This window comes from Paenibacillus glacialis, from assembly GCF_001637205.1.
Lineage (GTDB): Bacteria > Bacillota > Bacilli > Paenibacillales > Paenibacillaceae > Paenibacillus_AQ > Paenibacillus_AQ glacialis.
Window position 1 is genome coordinate 89425 of sequence record NZ_LVJH01000027.1, and the last position, 20502, is coordinate 109926.

At 40.5% G+C, this 20502-nt stretch carries 15 protein-coding genes and 1 pseudogene; 2 read left to right on the forward strand and 14 right to left on the reverse strand.

The features are described from left to right. Nucleotides 1–18: 18 nt before the first annotated feature. Nucleotides 19–1626 (reverse strand): hypothetical protein, encoded by a 1608-nt coding sequence (locus tag PGLA_RS15540; protein ID WP_068534289.1) that lies wholly within the window; start codon nucleotides 1624–1626, stop codon nucleotides 19–21. Continuing rightward, nucleotides 1610–2326, reverse strand: coding sequence for an ABC transporter ATP-binding protein (locus tag PGLA_RS15545; RefSeq protein ID WP_068534291.1), 717 nt, complete (start codon nucleotides 2324–2326; stop codon nucleotides 1610–1612). The genes PGLA_RS15540 and PGLA_RS15545 overlap by 17 nt, the downstream gene beginning before the upstream one ends. 680 nt (nucleotides 2327–3006) lie before the next feature. Here PGLA_RS15545 and PGLA_RS15550 point away from each other — a divergent pair. After that, nucleotides 3007–5208: an NPCBM/NEW2 domain-containing protein gene (locus tag PGLA_RS15550; RefSeq protein ID WP_068534294.1), complete on the forward strand. Its 2202-nt coding sequence runs from the start codon at nucleotides 3007–3009 to the stop codon at nucleotides 5206–5208. A gap of 138 nt (nucleotides 5209–5346) precedes the next feature. On the opposite strand, the pseudogene PGLA_RS29070 reads toward PGLA_RS15550, so the two are convergent. From PGLA_RS29070 to PGLA_RS15590, 11 genes and pseudogenes are all read right to left on the reverse strand, one after another. After that, nucleotides 5347–5510: pseudogene (locus PGLA_RS29070) on the reverse strand (transposase domain-containing protein); the annotation flags it as partial. 122 nt (nucleotides 5511–5632) lie between these two features. Beyond that, nucleotides 5633–5779 carry a hypothetical protein gene (locus PGLA_RS28390; protein WP_169810199.1) on the reverse strand — a complete coding sequence of 49 codons (147 nt, stop codon included), beginning with the start codon at nucleotides 5777–5779 and terminating at the stop codon, nucleotides 5633–5635. 14 nt (nucleotides 5780–5793) lie between these two features. Then, a complete protein-coding gene (locus PGLA_RS29075; protein ID WP_245699978.1) occupies nucleotides 5794–6453 on the reverse strand; it encodes a hypothetical protein in 660 nt (219 codons plus the stop codon). Between the two features lie 47 nt (nucleotides 6454–6500). After that, nucleotides 6501–7046, reverse strand: coding sequence for a hypothetical protein (locus tag PGLA_RS29080; protein ID WP_245699980.1), 546 nt, complete (start codon nucleotides 7044–7046; stop codon nucleotides 6501–6503). Nucleotides 7047–7126: 80 nt separating this feature from the next. Beyond that, nucleotides 7127–8437 (reverse strand): hypothetical protein, encoded by a 1311-nt coding sequence (locus PGLA_RS15560; RefSeq protein WP_068534297.1) that lies wholly within the window; start codon nucleotides 8435–8437, stop codon nucleotides 7127–7129. 25 nt (nucleotides 8438–8462) lie between these two features. Then, nucleotides 8463–9554 (reverse strand): hypothetical protein, encoded by a 1092-nt coding sequence (locus PGLA_RS15565; protein ID WP_068534302.1) that lies wholly within the window; start codon nucleotides 9552–9554, stop codon nucleotides 8463–8465. A 312-nt stretch (nucleotides 9555–9866) separates the two neighbouring features. Beyond that, nucleotides 9867–10613, reverse strand: coding sequence for a hypothetical protein (locus tag PGLA_RS15570; protein ID WP_068534304.1), 747 nt, complete (start codon nucleotides 10611–10613; stop codon nucleotides 9867–9869). A gap of 34 nt (nucleotides 10614–10647) precedes the next feature. Then, nucleotides 10648–12018: a hypothetical protein gene (locus tag PGLA_RS15575; RefSeq protein ID WP_068534306.1), complete on the reverse strand. Its 1371-nt coding sequence runs from the start codon at nucleotides 12016–12018 to the stop codon at nucleotides 10648–10650. Nucleotides 12019–12042: 24 nt separating this feature from the next. Beyond that, nucleotides 12043–13500 (reverse strand): discoidin domain-containing protein, encoded by a 1458-nt coding sequence (locus PGLA_RS15580; protein WP_161487925.1) that lies wholly within the window; start codon nucleotides 13498–13500, stop codon nucleotides 12043–12045. Nucleotides 13501–13790: 290 nt separating this feature from the next. Next, nucleotides 13791–14969, reverse strand: coding sequence for a hypothetical protein (locus tag PGLA_RS15585; protein WP_068534312.1), 1179 nt, complete (start codon nucleotides 14967–14969; stop codon nucleotides 13791–13793). Nucleotides 14970–14994: 25 nt separating this feature from the next. After that, on the reverse strand, nucleotides 14995–15177 hold the full coding sequence (locus tag PGLA_RS15590) for a hypothetical protein (protein ID WP_161487926.1): 183 nt from the start codon (nucleotides 15175–15177) through the stop codon (nucleotides 14995–14997). A gap of 1001 nt (nucleotides 15178–16178) precedes the next feature. Between PGLA_RS15590 and PGLA_RS15595 the strand changes: the two genes are divergently transcribed. After that, nucleotides 16179–16820, forward strand: a complete 642-nt coding sequence (locus PGLA_RS15595) for a DUF2306 domain-containing protein (RefSeq protein WP_068534314.1) — start codon at nucleotides 16179–16181, stop codon at nucleotides 16818–16820. A gap of 386 nt (nucleotides 16821–17206) precedes the next feature. Here the strand turns inward: PGLA_RS15595 and PGLA_RS15600 are convergent, their stop codons facing one another. Continuing rightward, nucleotides 17207–20407: an S-layer homology domain-containing protein gene (locus PGLA_RS15600; protein ID WP_068534316.1), complete on the reverse strand. Its 3201-nt coding sequence runs from the start codon at nucleotides 20405–20407 to the stop codon at nucleotides 17207–17209. Nucleotides 20408–20502 lie beyond the last annotated feature (95 nt).

Consider the following 20502-nt stretch of genomic DNA (forward strand, 5'->3'; position numbering starts at 1 on the left):
CTTTAGTCAACAATCGATTTATTTCACTCGGAATGTGCGGCTTCCGTATTTTCGAACGAGAATAAGCGAAATGAGTAAGTACACAATCGTAAGAATAACCACAATGGCAGTAAAAATATCTGCTGGAGCTCGTACGATAATGCTAATACCGCTTGCGGATGATACAAGCATGTTTATAATAAAATACAGCGGATTCTTCACATTCAATTCTGTAGCATATGGTTGAAAGATATAATACATAAATAGATGATGAATGGAAAAAAATACGGACAACGAGAGTATGCACACCCACATCATGAGTAGCTCAGTGCTTCCCCCCCCTCCGTTCGCAACTAACGTAATGGTTGTTAATGCCGTAGCCAGAGTTGTTGCAATCCTTAGATTGAGGACCGTTATTTTAATTAGTCGAATCCGAAAATGCTCGAAAGATGCAACTCGATAGAAGCTATACCGCAACAAACTGAGATCACAGTTATAGAACATAGCTCTGCACATCTTTTCTCCCACGGACAAGAAATACATAGCCATAACTAGGAAGGGAAATACAACTCCCAGATCCGGTCTTATGAATTCGGCCCTCTGTGATAGTATCATCACGACTGCAACTCCCACGACACCAAATGCACCTGTAATAGCCATCCTCTTGTATACTGGGTCGTTAATAAGACTCCTATGTCTAGAGAAGAACAGAACGTTCAGATAGCCGTAGCCTTCCTTTGTTCCGATATTTTCCTGATGCTTCCCATTCAAGGCATAGTCGCTTTCTTTCGATTTCACACTCGTTTTTTGCGCCTCCGACATCATACGCCCAAGATCCAGCAGGGGATCGTCCCTTTTAGTTGCGGCATCGACAGCCCCACTGTAATTGGAATAACGGGCAAGTCGAACAGCTGCGAAGATACCTCCAACCACGAGAACAAGATAGATAGGCAGGCTCAGCAGAATCGTTGAGGTTACCGGTATCCGATCGAACAGTAGCGGTATATAAGCGGCAGCATAACCAATCCCGATGACGATCCAGACAATCACGTTATTTTTTATCAAGACCATGCCCGTTTTGTCAAAGAGCTTAAGATGCATATACTCCGTTAGAATCCTCCACAAGGTAACAGACGCCACCAACAAGATAGTCTCTGTGATGGAGGCTCCTAGCATTGAGGCGAATAGAAGCATCGCAGGCAATAAATAGACCATGAACGTAACATAACGGTAACCAAGAGTAGCCTTCATATATCTTGTAGGAGACTGTCTCATTAGCTTCACAGCTACGTACTTTTCCCGTTTCGGCTCCAATATGGTGGCGCTACTGACACCTGCGACCACAAAGCTGATTAGAAAATAAATATGTACAAAATGCTGAAGCTGATCTTCCGCAGAGAGCTCTTTACCTAACCCGACTACAGGCAAGTAGATAAGCAGACCTACATATGCTAGCCTAATTACAAATCCCCATAGTAAACTTATAAGAAATACGATAACGGAAACGGCCTTTTTCAAGTTTAAATTGGAGTAAATACTATCCGTTACATGCTTGCCAATCAACGGTAGCTTCTGGATGTAATAAATGAAAAGATTCGCTGCAATGGATGTCCGAATGGCAAGAAGCGTATTAAGAGTTCTCAGCATGGCCCTCATCCTTCAGCAAGTTAATAATGTTTTGTTCAAATTCCACGCTATGCAACAGCTCTGTCGGTACAGCAGCCAACCGTCCGTTGTTCAACACGACCAACTCATCGCATAGATCGGAGGCCAATTGCAGTATGTGCGTAGAGAACACCAGAATATGATTCTGTTTCATCTCCCGCAACATCTCCTTCATCTCTAGCGCTACGATGATGTCAAAAGAGGTAAGCGGCTCATCGAGTAAAATCACGAGCGGTTTCGTAATGAGGAACAATAGCATCTGTAGCTTGTTCTTCATCCCGTGTGAGTAACCCTTAATGAGCCGGTGCCTATCCTCCTCTGACATACTCATCATATCAAAATAATCGTCGATGCTTTGATCCATTCGCAGCTTATCACGGTTAATATCCATAAAAAACTTTACGAATTCATAGCCAGTCAGGAACTCAGGCAGAATCGGCAGTGAATAGACATACCCAATATCCTGCTCGCTCAACTCCCGAACATGTCCATTCTCCTCCAATAGCGCTTTCCCTCCGTCCATGGCCATCTCTCCGCTCAAGCAGTTGAACAACGTCGTTTTGCCTGCGCCGTTCCGGCCCAGCAGACCGTAAATCTTTCCTTTCTCAAAGGTATATCCAGCTCCCTTGAGTACCTTTTTTCCGTCAAATTCTTTAACAATATCTTCTATGATCAGACGCAATTACAAATCCCCCCATTCGACTAAAAATGCCATTTGATTTTTACTTCTATACGTAATAGGAGACAGCATAGTTTCATTAACACATAGACTGAACAACGGAAATAGAGAGGTAGAATTGCCAAATGGACTGTGGATACACAGAAAGATGGATGCCCTCCTTTTCTAGAAAAGGGGCAATGCATTCAGAAGCCTAAAGCCTCTACGGATCGCAACCTTCTTCCACCATTGGTTTTTTATATCTTTCAATCGGGATTGGACAATACCAGAAGGTATTCAAGAAAAAAGTCGAAGATCATCCAAGAAGATACACCGTCCCTGCTCGAGGCAGTGATAGTTACTATGAACAATATAAAAAGAGAACGGCTGTAGAACGTGTGAATGCTTATTTGAAGGTAAAGCGAATAAATTAACTGCGTAGCTCTTAATTTTAAAAATGCTGGCGTAAATATTCTGTTAATCTGATTTAGTGAGAAAACGATTTATGAAATTGATTCCATTAAAAGAAGAATAAAGATGGAATTGAAGCAATAGAAATAATTGGTGTCGTTTATTATTGGTAAAAAATGGTATTGAATAGCGTCATCACATTAGTCTGAAATCCATTTAACACTTACCAAGATGGATATGCCAGCATTTAAATGCTAGCTATGCATAAATTTAATTTATTTTAGGAGGATTTGATGAGAAAATTTAAGAAGTCGCTTCAAATTTTGACTCTAATGGTGGTAACAGCAGTTGTAGTAGCTGTCTCGCCATCTGGGGTACTAGCCCAAACTTCAGAGGCAGCCATCACACAGCAAAGTAATCTTGTTGTTCAGCGAAATTTTGAAGTAAAAGCCCTTGGAGATATATGGGCGGAAGGCGCGCGAGAGCGTAGAGCGATAGATGCTCGAAAAATATATCAGCCAACAGGTTTATATGCACAACCCAATGAACAAATTACGATTGAAGTTTCAGGTAACAAACCAATTACAGCCGTTATTGGGGTACATCGTCATGATAAAGAATGGGCACTTTTTTATCCATTACAACCAGGCATAAACACAATTTCCTCACCAAATGGCGGTTTGTTGTCATTTGATAACAGCAACAATGAAGGTAGTATTAATGTAAATGTAGTGAGTGGGGGGAGTCCTGTTCCATTCTTTGTATTAGGCAAGAATACAAATGCGGATTGGCAGGCAATGATGAATGCTTATCCTAATGCACCTTCTGTTGTTCTTCAATCAGAAAGAGCTCTCTTTGTCTTCTATTATGCTTCTGCTAAAGATCATATCTTGAATCAAGACCCAATTGCTGTTTTACAGACTTATGATACGTTTATTACAGCACAGGATCAAATATCTGGACTATCTAATTCTGATTCTGATCCTAGGCATCGGTTAGATAGGCATTTGATTGGCTTTGTTGAATCAGAAAAAACCATACCAGGAGCGTATGCATATGCAGGTTGGGATGGGGCAATTATGCCTAAAGAAACTGGAGCAAGTGCCGATGCTTTAGACCTTACAAGAATGGGTTGGGGGCAGTATCATGAGGCAGGTCATTTGAGACAACAAGGACCTTGGACTTGGGGTGAGATGGGTGAGGTGACAGTAAATCTATATTCTCTAGCTGCTAAGAAGGTTCTTAAACCTACTGAGCCTGCAAGGTCACAAGGCGAGTACTTAGCCGCATTCTCATTTGTAGATCAGCCAACCAAGAATTTTTCAGACTCTAATTCAAAATTAGAAATGTTGTGGCAACTTAATCTTGCTTTTGGGGATAACTTCTACCCAGAGTTACATCGATTATATCGTGAGATGGCAAATGCTGATCTGCCAACTACAGATGATCAGAAAAAACAGGCATTTATTCTAAACACTTCAAAAGTAGCTCACTATGACTTGACGCCATTCTTTGATAAATGGGGTTTGTCTGCAACAAATGAAACACGAAACAAGATTAATTCATTGAATTTACCTCTTCTAACTGCACCAATTTGGTTTGGTTCAGATTATAACATCATTAAACCGACTGATGGAATGGATAAGGTAAAAGGTATCATTGGGGTAACAACAAATAGCCAAGAGACTTCAAGTGAGCCCGCAGTAAATGCATTTGATGGAAATACAAATAGTATCTGGCACAGTGCATGGAATAAACAAAATCAGTTCCCTTACAATATTACAGCAAAGTACGCAAATCCATCTACATTCTCCAAACTAACCTATCTACCACGACAAACTGGTGGAGAAAATGGTATTATTACAAATTATAGAATCCTAACTAGTCTTGATGGGGCAACATTCAATGAGATTAAAACAGGCACTTGGGCAAAGGACAGCATAGAAAAGACAGTAACTTTCACACCTACTCTTGCTAGATATGTTCGACTTGAAGTACCTCAAGGTGGTGGAACAAATGGTTTTGCCTCTGCAAGTGAGATTAAAATCTTTGAAACCGATTCAATAACACCACAACCTGTTACAACGTATCTCAGCGATATTGATTGGTTTTCTGCCACAACAGGTTGGGGAACAATCCAAAAAGATCGTAGTGTTTATGGAAGTACACTTAAGTTAAATGACAAGACCTATACAAAAGGTTTGGGCACACATGCTAACAGTGAAATTGTCTACAAACTGGATGGGAAGTACACATCCTTTGCCGCGCTAGTTGGGGTAGATGGTGAGGTAGGTTTTGTAGGTTCTGTGGAGTTCCAAGTTGAAGTAGACAATCAAGTTGTATTCTCTAGTGGTATAATGCATAACAATACAGAGCCAAAAGAGGTAAACGTTAATCTTTCTGGAAAGAATGAGCTAAAACTTATTGTAACAGATGGTGAAGATGGTATAAATAGTGACCATGCCGATTGGGTAAATGCTCGTCTTATCAAATAGTATTGTAAGGCTAAAGCACGTCAAAAAGAGAGGGGTCATTCCCTCTCTTTAGTTTTAGGGTTGATTGACAATATGTAACTTTAATAGTAAGCGTCAAATAGCCCACCCCTTGTTATCAAGATGAGGGCTATTTTGCTTTTAATCGGCCTTAAATACCCTACAAGTTAGTGGTAGCGAAGATGACCATGGCAGCAGTTTGTCTAGCGCTTCTGGATCTTGGGGATCGAGAAGCTGCGGGAGCTGCTCGAATATTTGAACGGGTTCAGTTGGTTTTCTTTCGCCGTCTCGATCACGCTATATAGTCAAAGGCAGCCACTCTCGCAAAGCAAACTACCTGGATAACGCATCATCGAATCCTTCTTTTCGCATCTCAAAACAGAGAAGTACAAAGGTATGACCGCAGAATCCCTTATGCTTTTCTCTTTTATTTAGTATCGTTTGCCTTCCCGGGGCTTGCAACATAAATGAAGGGGTACTCGCCTTTGCTTATCTTCAACTTCCATTCCTGAATTATGTCCTGCTTGGTCCGGGGTTGCTCATTCACCCTGGCTCCTGTCGTCACCTTCCCCATACGAGTCCACTCCTTTATTGCATATTTACCTTAGCGCCTGTTATTTTGAGGTTGCCATCCATCTCTAACAAACTTGTCTTACATTTTAGCCCGATAGCATCTTTAGCTGTAATCTGCACGGTGTTGCCGGCATTCAGAATTAAATTTCCATCTGCCTTAACCCGGATATCTTTGTTGCTCCGCAGTTCAATCCCATGGTCATCCAGCAGTCGGATCACCACTTCATCATCGTTACCGGTGATTAGAATTTCATTTTTGTCAAATATAACTGCCTTGCGGTGCTTCGTCATAAATAGTTTGACTGACGGGTCTTTGATAAGATCGCCGTCTTTAGATCTCTTGCGTATCGAATGGGTGACAATTGCATCCTTTTCCTGATTACTCGGGAAATAAATATCTACAAAATCAAACAGCTCAGGCATAAAATACCATCCTGTATTCCCTTCAGAGGTATAAAATGTAGCGTAGGGGAAGGCGCATGTCTCCGGAACGGCAGGTTTGACCTTATCCATTTCATAAAAGAAGACCTTTACATGATCCTCTTCAATGCCAATCACCTTAGATTTCAGGGTCATTCCGCGTATGTCTTCGTTCAGAATCAGCTCCTGCTTCATGCCATCCTCGGTCGTCAGCACATATTCATGCCATAGGGAACCGTGGCGGATTACAGTCACCGACTGCATCACCCGCAGCGTCCTGTCCCTAAATTTCGTTTCATCTCCTATGTTAAGCAGATGGAGTAGTTAAATTGCTTCAGCTCAGCCTTCTGATTACCGTCCGGCAGGCCAAAGTAAAACTGCGGCTTGTTGCTGAGCGGATCAGGGATCAAGCCCGACCCGAAACGGGATACCATACGCTTAAGGAATGCCCAATCTGTCTCATCAAATTGCAGCGTAAACCCCTGCAACATTTCCTCTTTAAATGAATGTGCGCAGTTGGCTTGAGGATAATCCTTCATTACTTGCTCCAATAATGCCTTATACTTCATTTTTTTATTTTGAAAGGAACGCCTACACGGCTTCTCATCCATCTGACTAGTATAAGAAACTGCCTCTACGACCAAATACGATACATTAGCCACCATTTTAATCCGAATTTGTGTAACAAGACCTTTGAATAATAACGTCCTCTTGTGATCATCATTTTCGTAGGACACCATCATCCCTATTCCGTCATCTAAATTTTCCACATATTTTTCCGTCTGAGAGCCTGTTAGCACACCTGTCATATAAACCTTCACATGCTCATTTATCTTCTGTTTCAGCATAATCTTAGGATTTTGAAGCGAGAGGTCGGTACCGTCGAAATAGACAATTGGATATCCCCTTGTTATGACTCCCTTATCAGTTAGTGTACGGTTGCCCGTTGTTTACTTACGTATTGAATCACATCATAAAGCGTCCGGTTGTGCCCTTTTCCGTTGATCTGCTCATCCAGTTCGGGCCGTGTAATGAAGCTATGGTCTGGTTGCTGAAAATAAATACCTGCTACGGGAAATGGAACTTCACCCTCGGGGCCGCTCCCTGCAAAGTACTTGCCAATGATCGCAATGTCAGTGTATCCATCCTGATTCATATCCTTGAAAGATACTCCCTTCACTGCCTCCAACATCCCTCTGTTATTCCCATTAAATTCAGGGAACACATATAAAATAGTATCTTCGCTATCCAATAGAAAAAAATTCGCCTGATTTAGCCCATGGGTATTACTTGTAGCGGATACAAACTTTACTTTTCCCCATCCTTTCAGGTTGGTGGTAAAGGATTGATTATTGTCTATGGCGTATTCATTGTTGTCTATTTTTTGCTGATCTGCCCCATCAACATTAGATAATTTCAATGCTTGCCGTATCTCAACACCTTTTCCAGAAAATTGAACGGTTACACTTTCATCCATATCACTTGTAATTACAAATCCATTCGTATCCTCTGAGATCTCTAAATTCATTTCTATATGCGGCTGGTTTTCTACATTTAGTGTATTATCATAAATACTCAGGTTCCAAAAATCATTAGTGCTGATTGTGTTAGTGAAAATATCTTTGCTCTCAGTCCATTTCTGATTGTCCAACTCCCACGACGAAACAAATACCGGCTTAGGTGAATACAAAGAAACGTACCCTCCTAATAAAAGCTCTATCTTATCTTTATTAGTACGGATCACAAAATCTGTAACCATCTCTGCACCTTCATTCATAACTAATTGGGCACGTACATGATGCTCATCATTCCACCACTGAATAATTGTATATTTATCTTCTATCGTACCCTTTAGATAAAGAGGCGCCTGAAAATTAACAACTCTGATATTAAATTTTTTGTCTTCAAGTACTACCGCTTTAGTAGATGAAAATACTGTAGCATCAAACTTGTTACTAAGTTCACTATCCTTTATTTTTATACTTTCCTGCATGTTCATTAGAGCAACTAGCCCCGATGTAAACTGATTCAGATTGCTTTGTCTTATATCAATCTTTAAATCTTCATTTTTACTGTTACTTAGTCTATCTTTCAATTGTTCCAATTCACGTTGATAGGAACCGCTTTTGACCGACTCGTTAGTATGGGACGAACCTATATCCGGTTTTGATTGAAAGTTAGTACATCCGTTCAATGTAATACACAACAGTAACAGTAGTAAAACATGTAAGGTTCTCATTTAATCCATATCCCCATTTAATCATTTACGGACTTTCCACTTTTTTTATATTTTCAATTTTCCATTTGCCTGATTTTTTTTCCAGAATGAACGTTAGTTCTTTTTTTACATCATCGTCTTCCGTCATGTCTGATCCGTCCTGAACCAAGAATGTTTTCTGTTGACCTTGGTTAGCAACCTCAGAGATGTTTAATTCCAACCCGCCGTAATCCATGGAGGAAAAATTAAACACATCTTCAAAATGTTCGAAATCATAAGTTTGGCTTACTACCGTATCAGTAAATAAATCAACCTCTTGTATGTGAAATTCAAATCTATTCATTAAATACATATCTTCCAGATAATTTTGAATCACTGCCGTTGGATCAGCCGGATATATAAATTCCTTAGGGTCTTCTAGATATAATAACTCAGATTGTTCAGGCCCTGTTCCATCATATTTCTGGTAGAACATTACTGTATGCTTTTGAGTATCTCGAAAATAATAATAACTTACGGTTTCAAAAATACCATCTTCATTAATATCTTCTAACTTCCTGGTTCCACTCCCCGTAGCGTCAGGATAATTATAATTAATAACTTCTATCTGATTATGTTGTAGTTCATATATTACAAACCCTTCGGCACCATACATTTCTCCATAAGCATAGACAACGATAAATTTACGCGATGTCTGGTCTAAACTCATAATCTTCATATCCGTATTAATGTGTGCTGTTACAATTGGATCCTTTAACTTTCCAATCGTACTAAATTCCCCCTCTTTATTACCTATCACATTTATTTGTTGAAATTCGTCCGGTTTGTCTCCAAAGGCGATAATGTATTCTGCATTTCCATCTCCATCAACGTCTTCTTTAATTACTTTATGCTGGTCCATATCAGGCGGTCGAGTTTGTTCTATAAACTGGTTTAATTTGTTAGCTTCGTCCAAAGTGTCTTGACTTACTTCTTTCACAGTTTGGCCGCTGTTATCCATCTGAGAATTGGATGTAGATACTGATGTGTTGCTACTAGTAGTAGTTTTTGTATCTAATTCTGTATGCGGGTTACATCCTGAAATGAACAGTATCGCGATACAGCCAATGATCATCATACAATTTTTTCTGAAAATCATATTTCCCCCTCTTTCGTAGAAAATGTATTTCACCTAGATGATGGATGTGAGGGCTCGGGCGAAGCAGTGGATGGCATATTTTTAAATACAGGTATTCTAAAAATCATAGGGGCATCTACCATTGTAGTTCCCTTAGAAAATAAATCTGATTTATTATATGCGTCCATAATATTCGTAGCACATGAAAAAAATCTGCCTGATCTAGACCATTTGTGTTCCTTACGGCGGATACAAACTTTACTTTCCCCATCCTTTCAGGTTGGTGGTAAAGGATTGCTCGTTATCGATGAAGTACTGATCCGTATCCACTTTTTACTCTTCTGAATCATCAATGTAGTCGGCGCTTTTTTGCTGCTCTACAGATTTCTCCATGTTATATTCAATAAATATATTTTCAACTTTTTCCGTTTTATCATCCATCCTAAATTGTAAATGTAATCCACCTACTGAGTATCTCAAAATCTCGCCCTTCATACTGGAAGGTCGCCCGTATGCTTGTATTATTTTCTCTCGATTATCACCTACTTTTATTCCTCTTTTGGTTTGGAATCGGTCAGACTCAGACTCTAAGCTAACTCCCACCAGATAACTGTCACCATCCATAATCTCCTCATCTTTTACTTCTCTCTCGGAAAAAATAATGAATCTTATTTCAGGGTCAATATAGTTCGGATATGATAGATTCCATCGTCTAAACTCGCCATTTCCACTGACGAATCCATTATTGTTCGCTTCGTACCCTTCACCATACCCTAATCTACTGATTAATTCTTTGGGGTCTGTGTCTTTACGAATTAGCATAGATTTATAGGAAATTGTGAAGTCATCTTCCTGTAACTGCTTTTGTTCACTTTGCTCTAATATATTCACCTTTTTATCCAGATTATCCTGATTGTTCATCTTAGGGAGAGATGAGTTGAATCCATCTGTCTGTTTTCTCTCAGAATCAGTCGCTTGTAAGTATGATTGCTCATTATTATTCTCAGTTAGATTATGGCAAGCTGTTAATTCAAAAATGGATATCGCTAACCATATAAGAGTTATATAACTGATTTTCAACAATGTTCCCCCTCTTTGTAGTTTTTAACATTCATTAAAATTTCCCAATAATTGTCCATTCCCCATTTTTATCCGCCTTATAATCTTCTGCGTTTTGACTTGCCTTAAATGAAGTCGCTTTAAGTTTTATGCCTTCGGACTGGGTAATTTCTTGAGCTGTACTTTTGTTAATACCAGATAAATATTGCTCATACTCGTCAGATAATCCGTTACTAAGTTTATCATAAATATTTTTCACACTCGTGTGCCACGAACCATCGCCAGCGTAAATTCCTAATTCAACTATTTTCTTGTTCATTCTGACAATGGGTGTGTGCCAATTGCAATATTGAAATACATTTCCTTTACCACTAATTCCAGTTAGACTCGTACTTTTTGCCACCACTTCTCTAAAATCTTTTCCGTAATAAATATAGCCAAGAATTTTACCAAATATTAGACTATTAGCTTTCATTAAGTCTTTAGCATAATCTGTCTCAACGCCATGTTGTCCATCCGCCGCCCTATTGGTACTACTTGTGTTAAAACTGCCTGTACCCTCATGAATAATGATGGCCAATAAGAACCGGGGATCTATTTGAATTTGATAGGCTTTTTCTATCGTTCTAGTCCCCTCCCATAACGAGTTCACCTTTTCTTGAGTCCATTTAACTTTCTTGAATCTTCCTAATCTATCTCTTAAATATTGTTCCACTTCAGACGTACCATTTAACTTTAATTCAATAGTAGGTATCCATCTTCCGTTTGAAGAGTTATTATTCTGGTTAGCAGGCTTAGGTGACGCCTCTGAAGGAACAGGCTTTTCTTGCGGTACTTGTGGACTTTGATATTTCCCAATAATCGCTTGCGCTTCCTTGCTGTACTTATCCATGGCAGCCTTAACTGCTTTAGGGTCTTTGCTTAGATCCTTGCCATCGACGATGCCATGATCATGAGCCGCGTACCACTTTGCAGTCAGATCACTTAGCTTGTCGGCATCTGCCTTAGATGTCTTGGAAATCGTATGGATCAGGGCGACTTTATCACGAACGGCTTTACCTGCTTCTTCCGCCGCTTTCATTTGCTTGATATTTCCGCTCGCATTTCCTTCCATCCAGCGGATGGTTTGCATCTGCATCTGTTCCTGTGCCCATTTAGGCATCGTCGCCATTTCACGCAGCTTGCTTCGAAGTCCTTCTGCCAGCTTTTGTGCTTTGCGCATCCCTACCTCGTCACCGTTCGCTTTGGCTATATTCCAGGCTTCTTTGTACTTACGCATCCATTTCTGTGCCCAATCGGGGTAATTCAGCTTCTGCTTCTTTTGCTCTGTTACCAGATCAAATGCTTGTGCCTTTCTACGTGCATTAGCTGCTGTCAGCGCTTTTAACATAGGCGTTGCGCCAAAGGTCGGCTCTTTCCACTTCATACATATGCTCCTTTTACATATATGCTAGAATACTCGTAACTCTGATATGCAAGTATCCCGATACTTTGTTCCACGTTCTACTTCGAGAATTGTTATTTTCATAGATGAGGATTGGATGGGCTTTTCAAAATTATTTTTCAGGAAATAGCTGTCTAGAGTCAGGCTTTGGCCGTCCGAAAATTCAAGTTTCATTTTTTTGATTTTATTATTTTGCTTATATAATTTATTCGATTTAACTAGGCCATTTAGTAATTCAATGCCATTCAATCTTTGAACTGAACCAAAATCAATCATAATCGATTCTCCGATTCCGTCTCCAGCCACACCTTCACTCCAAGCTGTATTTGGATTACCATCAACGAGATTAGCTGCATCATAAGTATTTCCTGCTTGTGCAGAAAGCGTCGAGGAAGCACTAATTTTCCTAACAGACACGCTCTTCTTAAATTTCATTAGATCAGTCGTTGTCTGTAACCACTGTACCGGTTGTAAGGAATACCCGATCCTATTCATCACTCCAGAATATTTTATTTCATCATTGTTTTTTAGATTTCGTTGCCAGATCTCACCTGTAACATCCTTGAAGCTTATGTTTTGACCATCTTGCGTCGAAATGGGTAGTGTGGTTTCATTGGGAGACATCTTTTCAAATAACGCTGTTTGTTCAGTGATCACGTTCAATACATGAAGTTGCTCTTGCTCACCGAAGGTATACAGTAACCGATCATCTTCAAGCCACTGCCTCACTGTAAAATCATTTGACCCCATAGCTAATTTTTTTTCTATTTTATTATTTAATAGGTTGAATATAATCAGTTTCTGGTGAGCTCCTCCTAAAGCTATCTTCGTTCCATCTGGCGAGAGCATATGCCCATATGATTTTTGGTCATCCAGATCCGCTTTAGTTATATCTAATTTTTTTTTGATCTGATTTTTTATATTATATTGGTATAAACCGTCATCATTTTCAAAGACATATGTACTCAAATCGGATGACATAAAAAAATATTTGTTGTTAGGTATATTAAATTCATATTTTTTTTTGCTTGTAGATAATTCGAACACTTTAATAACATCATGATTTAAATCGTGTGATTCCCGAATTAATGCAATACGGCTTCCATCTGGCGTAATGCCTCCGACATCCAGTTCATACCATGGGTAATCTCCATGTTCTTTCTCGTGGAGTGACTTTATAATATCGTCCAGTCGTACATACCTGTTTCCGCTAGGTTCATCCATGTCTACCAACTGATCCAGACTCTCACTGTCATTTTCACCCAACATCCACATCCAGTTTCTCACTTTTATGTCATCACTATGTTTTACAGGTTCGAGCGGTCTGTTTTCTCCGACTATTATTGGATCATGGAGTACCTCTTTAGTTTCAGATTCAGAACAGGCCGACAAGATGAACAGTAAGAACAAAAATAATAAGAGTCTGTTTAAACACAATACTTTCCTTTTAATTATTTTTCTCATAATCATTACTCCTCAGATATGTAGCAATCTTTTCTATGAAAACCGCTATCTATATATAGATCGTAGGTAATTGGGTTCTATTGTGAAGAAGGCTTTTCCACCTCAAAGGTCATGTCATGATGACTTTATGCATGTACTCTTCCATGTGATTACCAGACAAGACACTCGTCAAAAAACTTTCACATGCTCGTTCATTTTCTGCACAATTTTAACTTTCGGATTTCGAAGAGATAGAACAAACCCGTTATATTTAATGATTGGATATCCCATGTTCCTGCTTCTTTCATTGGCTAGTTTACGTTTATCCGTTGTTTACTTACGTATTGAATGACATTATTAAGTGTACGGTTATGTTCTGTTTGATTTATTTCTTTATCCAGTTCAGGCAGCGTAGTATACTTATTGTCTTTTTTCTGAAAATAAACACCGGCCACAGGACGAGTTTCTACTCCGTTTTTATTGACTCCCGTAATATAATCCGCAATGATCACAATATCCGTTCGTCCATCTTGGTTCAAATCCTTAAATGCTACAGCCTTAACCTTATCAATCATTCTACCTGTATTACCATAAAATTCAGGGAACTGATATAAAACTTTGTTCTCATAGTCTTCCTTTCCGTTCTCTGTCAAAAAAAATTGAGCTTGTATGAAACTGTGATTTTCTTCATTTTTCAAAGTAGACACAAATCTTACGTTCTTCCATCCCGCTAGAGAAGTATCAAAAGACTGTTTCTCTTGAATACTATACTGTTCCATATTAAGAGCTATCTGACCATCCTCTTCTAATAAATTAACATAAGGTTGTTCTTTGATAGACTTTTCCATATTATATTCGATGAAAATGTTATCTATTTTTCTGGTTGAAGTATCCCAGTGAATACATAAGTGAAGTCCATTTTTGGAATAGGTCAAACGTCCATTGGTAACACTATCTGGCTGCCCATAAATTTGTAGCGTCTCTTCAAGCGTATCACCTATTTTGAGTCCTCTTCTGGTCGTTATTTTGGGAGATTCGATACTGGCGGCTACCAGATAACTCTCTCCATCTACCAGATCTTCGCCCTCAAGTTCAATTTTAGACAAAACTACAAATCGAATCTCTGGCTTTCCATATCCTGGATAGGACAAGTTCCATCGTCTAAACTCGCCATTTCCACTGATGAATCCATTATTGCTCGATTCGAACCCTTCACCATATCCCCACATGGCAATAAGATCTTTAATATTGGTACTTTTAGTGAACTGCTCGGAACGATATGAGATTGTGAAATCATCTTCCTGAAGCGGCTTTGGTTTAAGGGAAACCGCACTATTATTCTGATCAGATTCTTTGCTCTGGGTGTTACTTTGTGGAACATAAGATGCCTCTTTCAATCGATCCATATGATCTGAATCCTTACATGCGGTTAATGCTAATATTGTTACAAACAACAGTGATATAAGATAATATAATTTCAACCTCTTCATTTTTATCTCCATTTCTAACTACAATTTAGCGCTCCACCGTAATTGTCCATTCCCTGTTCGGATCACCAATACTATCTTGAGCATTTTGAAGCGCTCCAAAGGTAATCGCAGGGAGCTTTATACCTTCAGATTTAGCTATATTTTGAGTACAACTCTTATTAATACTTGTTAAATAAAGATCGTAGTTACTTGCTTGGTGATCACTCAATTTATTGTATATACCTTTCACGCTGTCTCCCCATCCCCCATGACCAGCATAAGGACCAGTATCTACTCAGAGTTTAGAGAAGCTGTAGTTAAAAATAATCACTTAGGGGGTATTAATCGAAAAGGGAATGTGTTCTGATCATTAAACAGTTCTTCCAACCTACCTAAGTATACTTTGGTTAGTCCTTCTATATCATTTTTCCGGAAATCTTCCAAAGATTCTTCCCTATTCATAAATCCACCTTTTTTCCTAATATATAGCTTTCCTAGTATATAATAAATATTGATTACTTCAATGATAAGATAAGACTATTTCCATGTTTTTTTATTCACATTTACGAAAGTTTCATATTTCATCCCGAGGCCACTTCAACGGTTAGACTGATTTCGAACACCTATAAAATTAGTTATCAGTAGATCAGTAAATCCCTGCTCCTTTGCTCTATCTGTGACTCCACCCTGCTGGTAGATATGCAAGAAGTGCAGTAGCTTTCCAAACGACTTTCTCGCAAGAGTGCCGCTAAAACAGAACCGACGAAGGCAGATGCCAACTTCACAGGGATTGTAGCGCATTTTAAAAGAACTGATGCAGATTCTACGAGGAATGATATAGATACTGAAGTACCTATAGTGCTGTCGGAGGGAATAAAGAAAGTTAATCCGCTTACTAGGCTTTCAATGCTGCTCTGTTTCTGATCGACTCCAGAGAGCCCTCGTTACGCTGAACTGGAAGAACCAATTGACACTAAAGCAGATCACATTCCAGGTGCGGTCAATAAGTTCTGGAAGGACGTGCCGGACGAAATGGGCGTTGGGAAAATGAAGAGCAGCTTAGGGTTGGTACGGCCCTCTTTGGACTTCCGTTCAGAAGTCCAAAGAAACATGCATGAAAGCTTACTAATGCTTACCGTACACCGCTACGCCTAAGAAGGGCAAAGTTCAAGCATACTTTTGTCAAAAATATTTGAATCACTGAAGTGAGAGAGGAGTGTTGGTTTTAGCATGGGGAATAAAATCATTCGAGTACTCGTTTTCATTTTAGCGTTTGCAATAGCGGGATATGTCATTGTTCAGTATGGCGTATTAAGTGCTCGTAATGCCGGACTCGTTTCTTTCAAATTGCAAAAGCCGGATTTTCACCTAACGCCTTGGGTGTATGTGCTGTATGTTCATATATTAACTGCGTTGTTAGCCCTTGTCATTGGACCGTTTCAGATTTTTCTGAAGCAATCAAAGACTAGGGTACATATGCATAGGCGACTAGGTTATGTTTATATTATTTCTGTTACTGTGAGTGGGATTGTGAGCCTATATTTATCGCTTTTTGCGACTGGTGGTTGGATCTCTGGACTTGGCTTTGTCGGATTAGGTGTACTGTGGGTAGCAACCACTTGGATTGCCTTACGCAAAATTATTACCAAAAACGTTCAAGCTCATAAAGCATGGATGCTTCGCAGCTACGCGCTTACTTTTGCAGCGGTTATGCTTCGAATTTGGTTGGGTCCGCTTGTACTGATCTTTAGCGATTTCGAGGCGGGTTATCGTGTTGTAGCTTGGCTTTGCTGGGTTCCTAACCTGCTTGTTATCGAAGCAGTGATTCGTACGAGAGTATATAAGAATAGGCCTCCTGCGTCTTCAATATAAGTTATCGTAAAACTCCACCTTTTTCTCGTGTACTTTTAAAAGAGACGGCGTTTGCGCTTATTCTCTGTATAGACATAAAGAAAACTGGGAAGCACCTTGTTACAGATGTCCCCCAGTCCCTACTTTACATATAATCTTCTTATTACTTAAACTCATTCGCGGAGGTGTCCTCGAAACCTTCACCCCAATATTTTCAATTTCTGCCCACTTCAATTTCATCATGCGAAGGCGTTTGCTATTCATAAATAAGCAAGAGCGATTCCCGAAAAACTAGGCGACCTCTCATCGGTAGAATACCGAGAAGTGATTGCCGCTTAACAAACTCTTTTTATTACTGTCTACTTAACGGGGCTATACCATCCTCTTTTATTGTTTTCTCATTTAATTTATTTATTAACAGGAATTTTATTAAAAACTTGCTCAAGCAGCACTGCTACTTCTGCTCTTGAAGCATGATCAGTTGGATTCAGCTTACTGCCGTCTCCTTTTACAATTCCTTCTGTAATTAGAGCAAGCACCGCGTCTTTCGCATAACTCTTCACCTTATCGGAATCTGCAAAACCATTTAATGAGGGCGCTTCGCCAACTTTCAGCTTAATACCAGACTTGGTCAATGCCTTGTGCAGCATAACCATCAAGTCCTGTCTAGTCATCGGCGCTTCGGGATCAAACTTATCTCCCCCAAGGCCTTGCACGATTCCTTGTGCCTTCAAGCTTGAGATCGCTTCATAGTAATAGCTGCTTTGCGGAACATCAGAGAAACGGACTGTTGCGTCCGACTTCAGACCGAACATTTTCATAAGCAGGAGCGCAAAATCGCCACGCTTCATCGCCGCACTCGGAGCAAATACATGTTCTGAGGTACCTAAAATAATCCCTTTGGAATTCAAAAAATCGATCGATTTTTGGGCCCACTTGTGGTTTTGCAAGTCAACAAACGTACTCACTGACTTACCGTCACCATTTTCAGCTTTATCAGGGCTGGGGGTTCCTCCCTTGCCTCCAACATTGTCCTTATCCGTGGTTGTGCCGCTACCCGTGCTTCCAGCACCGCTGCCGTTACCGTTACTGCTGCTATTTCCATTATTGTTATTATTACTGCTGGATCCGCCGCTGTTATTATTTCCATTTCCACTGTCTGGCTTGTTGCTTCCTTCGTCCGGCTTGCTACCTGTGTCGATAGCAGTCTTCACCGATACTTTCACTTGTTTCGAACCCTCTTCCAGCGCTTCAAAAGCCAATGTGCTTCCATCCGCCTTTACAATATAAGCGTTCACTATCTCATAGTCTTGAACCAGTCTTTCTCTTACTTTCTGAGCAACTGTAGCCGCATCGTCATTCGCCACTACAGGTACGGAAATCTGCTTATCGATGATTCCATCAGACACGTGTACGACAAGATCGCCATCCGCACTCGCACCGTTCTTTACTTGAACGCTGAATTTAGACTTTTCGCCGACCATGCCCCATCTTCCTTCGACTTTAGTCTCCAGATCACCCCATGTTAGCCCTTCAACAGCCGAACCTTGTCCATTCTCTAGCACATAACCAAACACATCTGTGCTACTCCCTGTTCCTTGTTTCTGCTTAATAATAATACCAGCTGGAGACGTAGAGGTGATAACCTCATAATTCCTTCCCTCAGAGTGATGCAACAATGCAGCTTTCAACACGTTGGATACTTCGGCTAGTACGTCCTCATTTTTCCAACCCACATATAGTTTGGTATTCAACGACAGACTGCGCCCTAAATAGTCAATAGTCCTTACTTCCTCACCGTTGATATACATTTGCAATACCATAAGAGCCGTCCCAGGACCATTGATCGGTTGACCATTCGACCCTGCAACATCTCCCGACAAAGGTAAGAAGTATTCACTCAGCACCTCAGTCGTATTGCGACCTTCCTTATCCATCGACACATCGCTCATCGTAGCGCCCACATTTTTCTTGGGTTCGATCTTCGCATCAACCTGGACGTTTACTTTTGCTTGGACGTTGTTGCCCTTTACACCAAGAGGAAGATTGATTAACGTTCCCGTTGCCGTCAATGTTTGTGCCTTTGCATTTCCTTTCTCATAGCCGATGTTATGTAATCCCCATTGAGCATCAACGCTGATCGTGCTTCCATCAGATAAGGCCACACTCACTTGCTTTGGCAAGTGTAGTGCTTCTGTGGTTGCATTCGTGCCGTTAACGATTCCGATAATATCCACCACATGATTCAGCGACTCCACGTAACGCATCTCGCTAATCGTGACATTCGCCGTTACCTTCTGGCTCTGCGCCGCAACCCCGGCAGGCAAATGCACCAGCGTGCCTATTACTTTCAATGCTTGCTGCTGTTCATTGGTTGGGTCATAAGTCGATCCCGCCAAATCCCACGTCACATCCACTTTTTCCTTGCGGTCGTTACTTAGTGTCACGTCTGCCTGCTTAGGCAGATAGAAAGCAAGAGCTGTCTTGCTAATGCCATTGGGCACTTGAAGCACCTGTACAGTTTCAATATCTGTAACTTGAATCGCAGCAGCGACCGTAACCGTCGCTTCCGCTGTTACTCCACTTGGATTCGTTAATCCGGCTGGAATATCTTGTACCCGACCGGTCACTTTGAAGGTTTGCGCTTCCGATTTGCTTGAATCATAGGCGCTGTGCTCCACATCCCACTCAATCGGCACTTGAACCTTCTGATTGTCGCTTAATGTAGCCTCTACTTGTTCGGGTAGGCCTAATGCTTTTTCTGCTTTTTTCGTACCGCTGGGTACGTCGTTGATTTCCACAGGCTGAAGACTCGTAATTGTACGCGCCTTTCTGAAGGAGACTTTCACCTTGGCCTCCAACTTCATGCTGCTGTTATCAATCCCAACCGGCAAACCGTAACGGTCTCCCAATCGCCCCGTGAACTCGACCGTATTCGCGCTTTGATCGTGCATATCATAATCGCCCTGGCTCCAAGTAACCCCAACCGTAGTCGTTGTATCATCATCCAAGACCACACCGACACTATCCGGCAATCCAAGGCTATAGTAGTTTGTACCGTTCTCTACATCAAGCATATCAGCTAGCGGGTCAACACTCTTAATCTGCTTCGCGACAGAAATTGTAATTTTAGCCGTTGCCTTTACATCTTGCGGGTTATTTATTCCGTCTGGGAGTTCAGAGCCCCATGGATTTTCCCTTAGTGTTCCCACTGCCGTAAACGTTTGTTCCTTAATATCTTCGGGATTATAATCATTAAAATCCCAACGGACATATAGCTCTGTTTCACTGCCGCCGTTTAATTGGACCATGACCCGACTTGGCAGCTCAAAATTCGACGCCTTCGTCCGGTACGGATACGTTGAATCTGGAATAGCTTGTACCGATACGATGTCATTCGCGGTAGAATAGGATTCCTGACTTACGCTTGCCGCATTTATCTTAGACTCCGAGTTCTCCACTGGCCCCTCAATAATCGAATTTCCTTGAAGTTGTTCGCTCTGTACCTCCTGGGCTAATCCATCCGCAGACACCACAGTCGGTAACACCAAAGATGTCAATAAACTCGTAGAAACCATAACATTAAAGATTGCCTTTTTCTGTATCATATTGTTTGCTCCCCTGCTTTTTATCAACTATTCATATTTTCGATAATGATTATCATTATCAATTATGTCAGATCAAATTATTAATTAAATTTTAA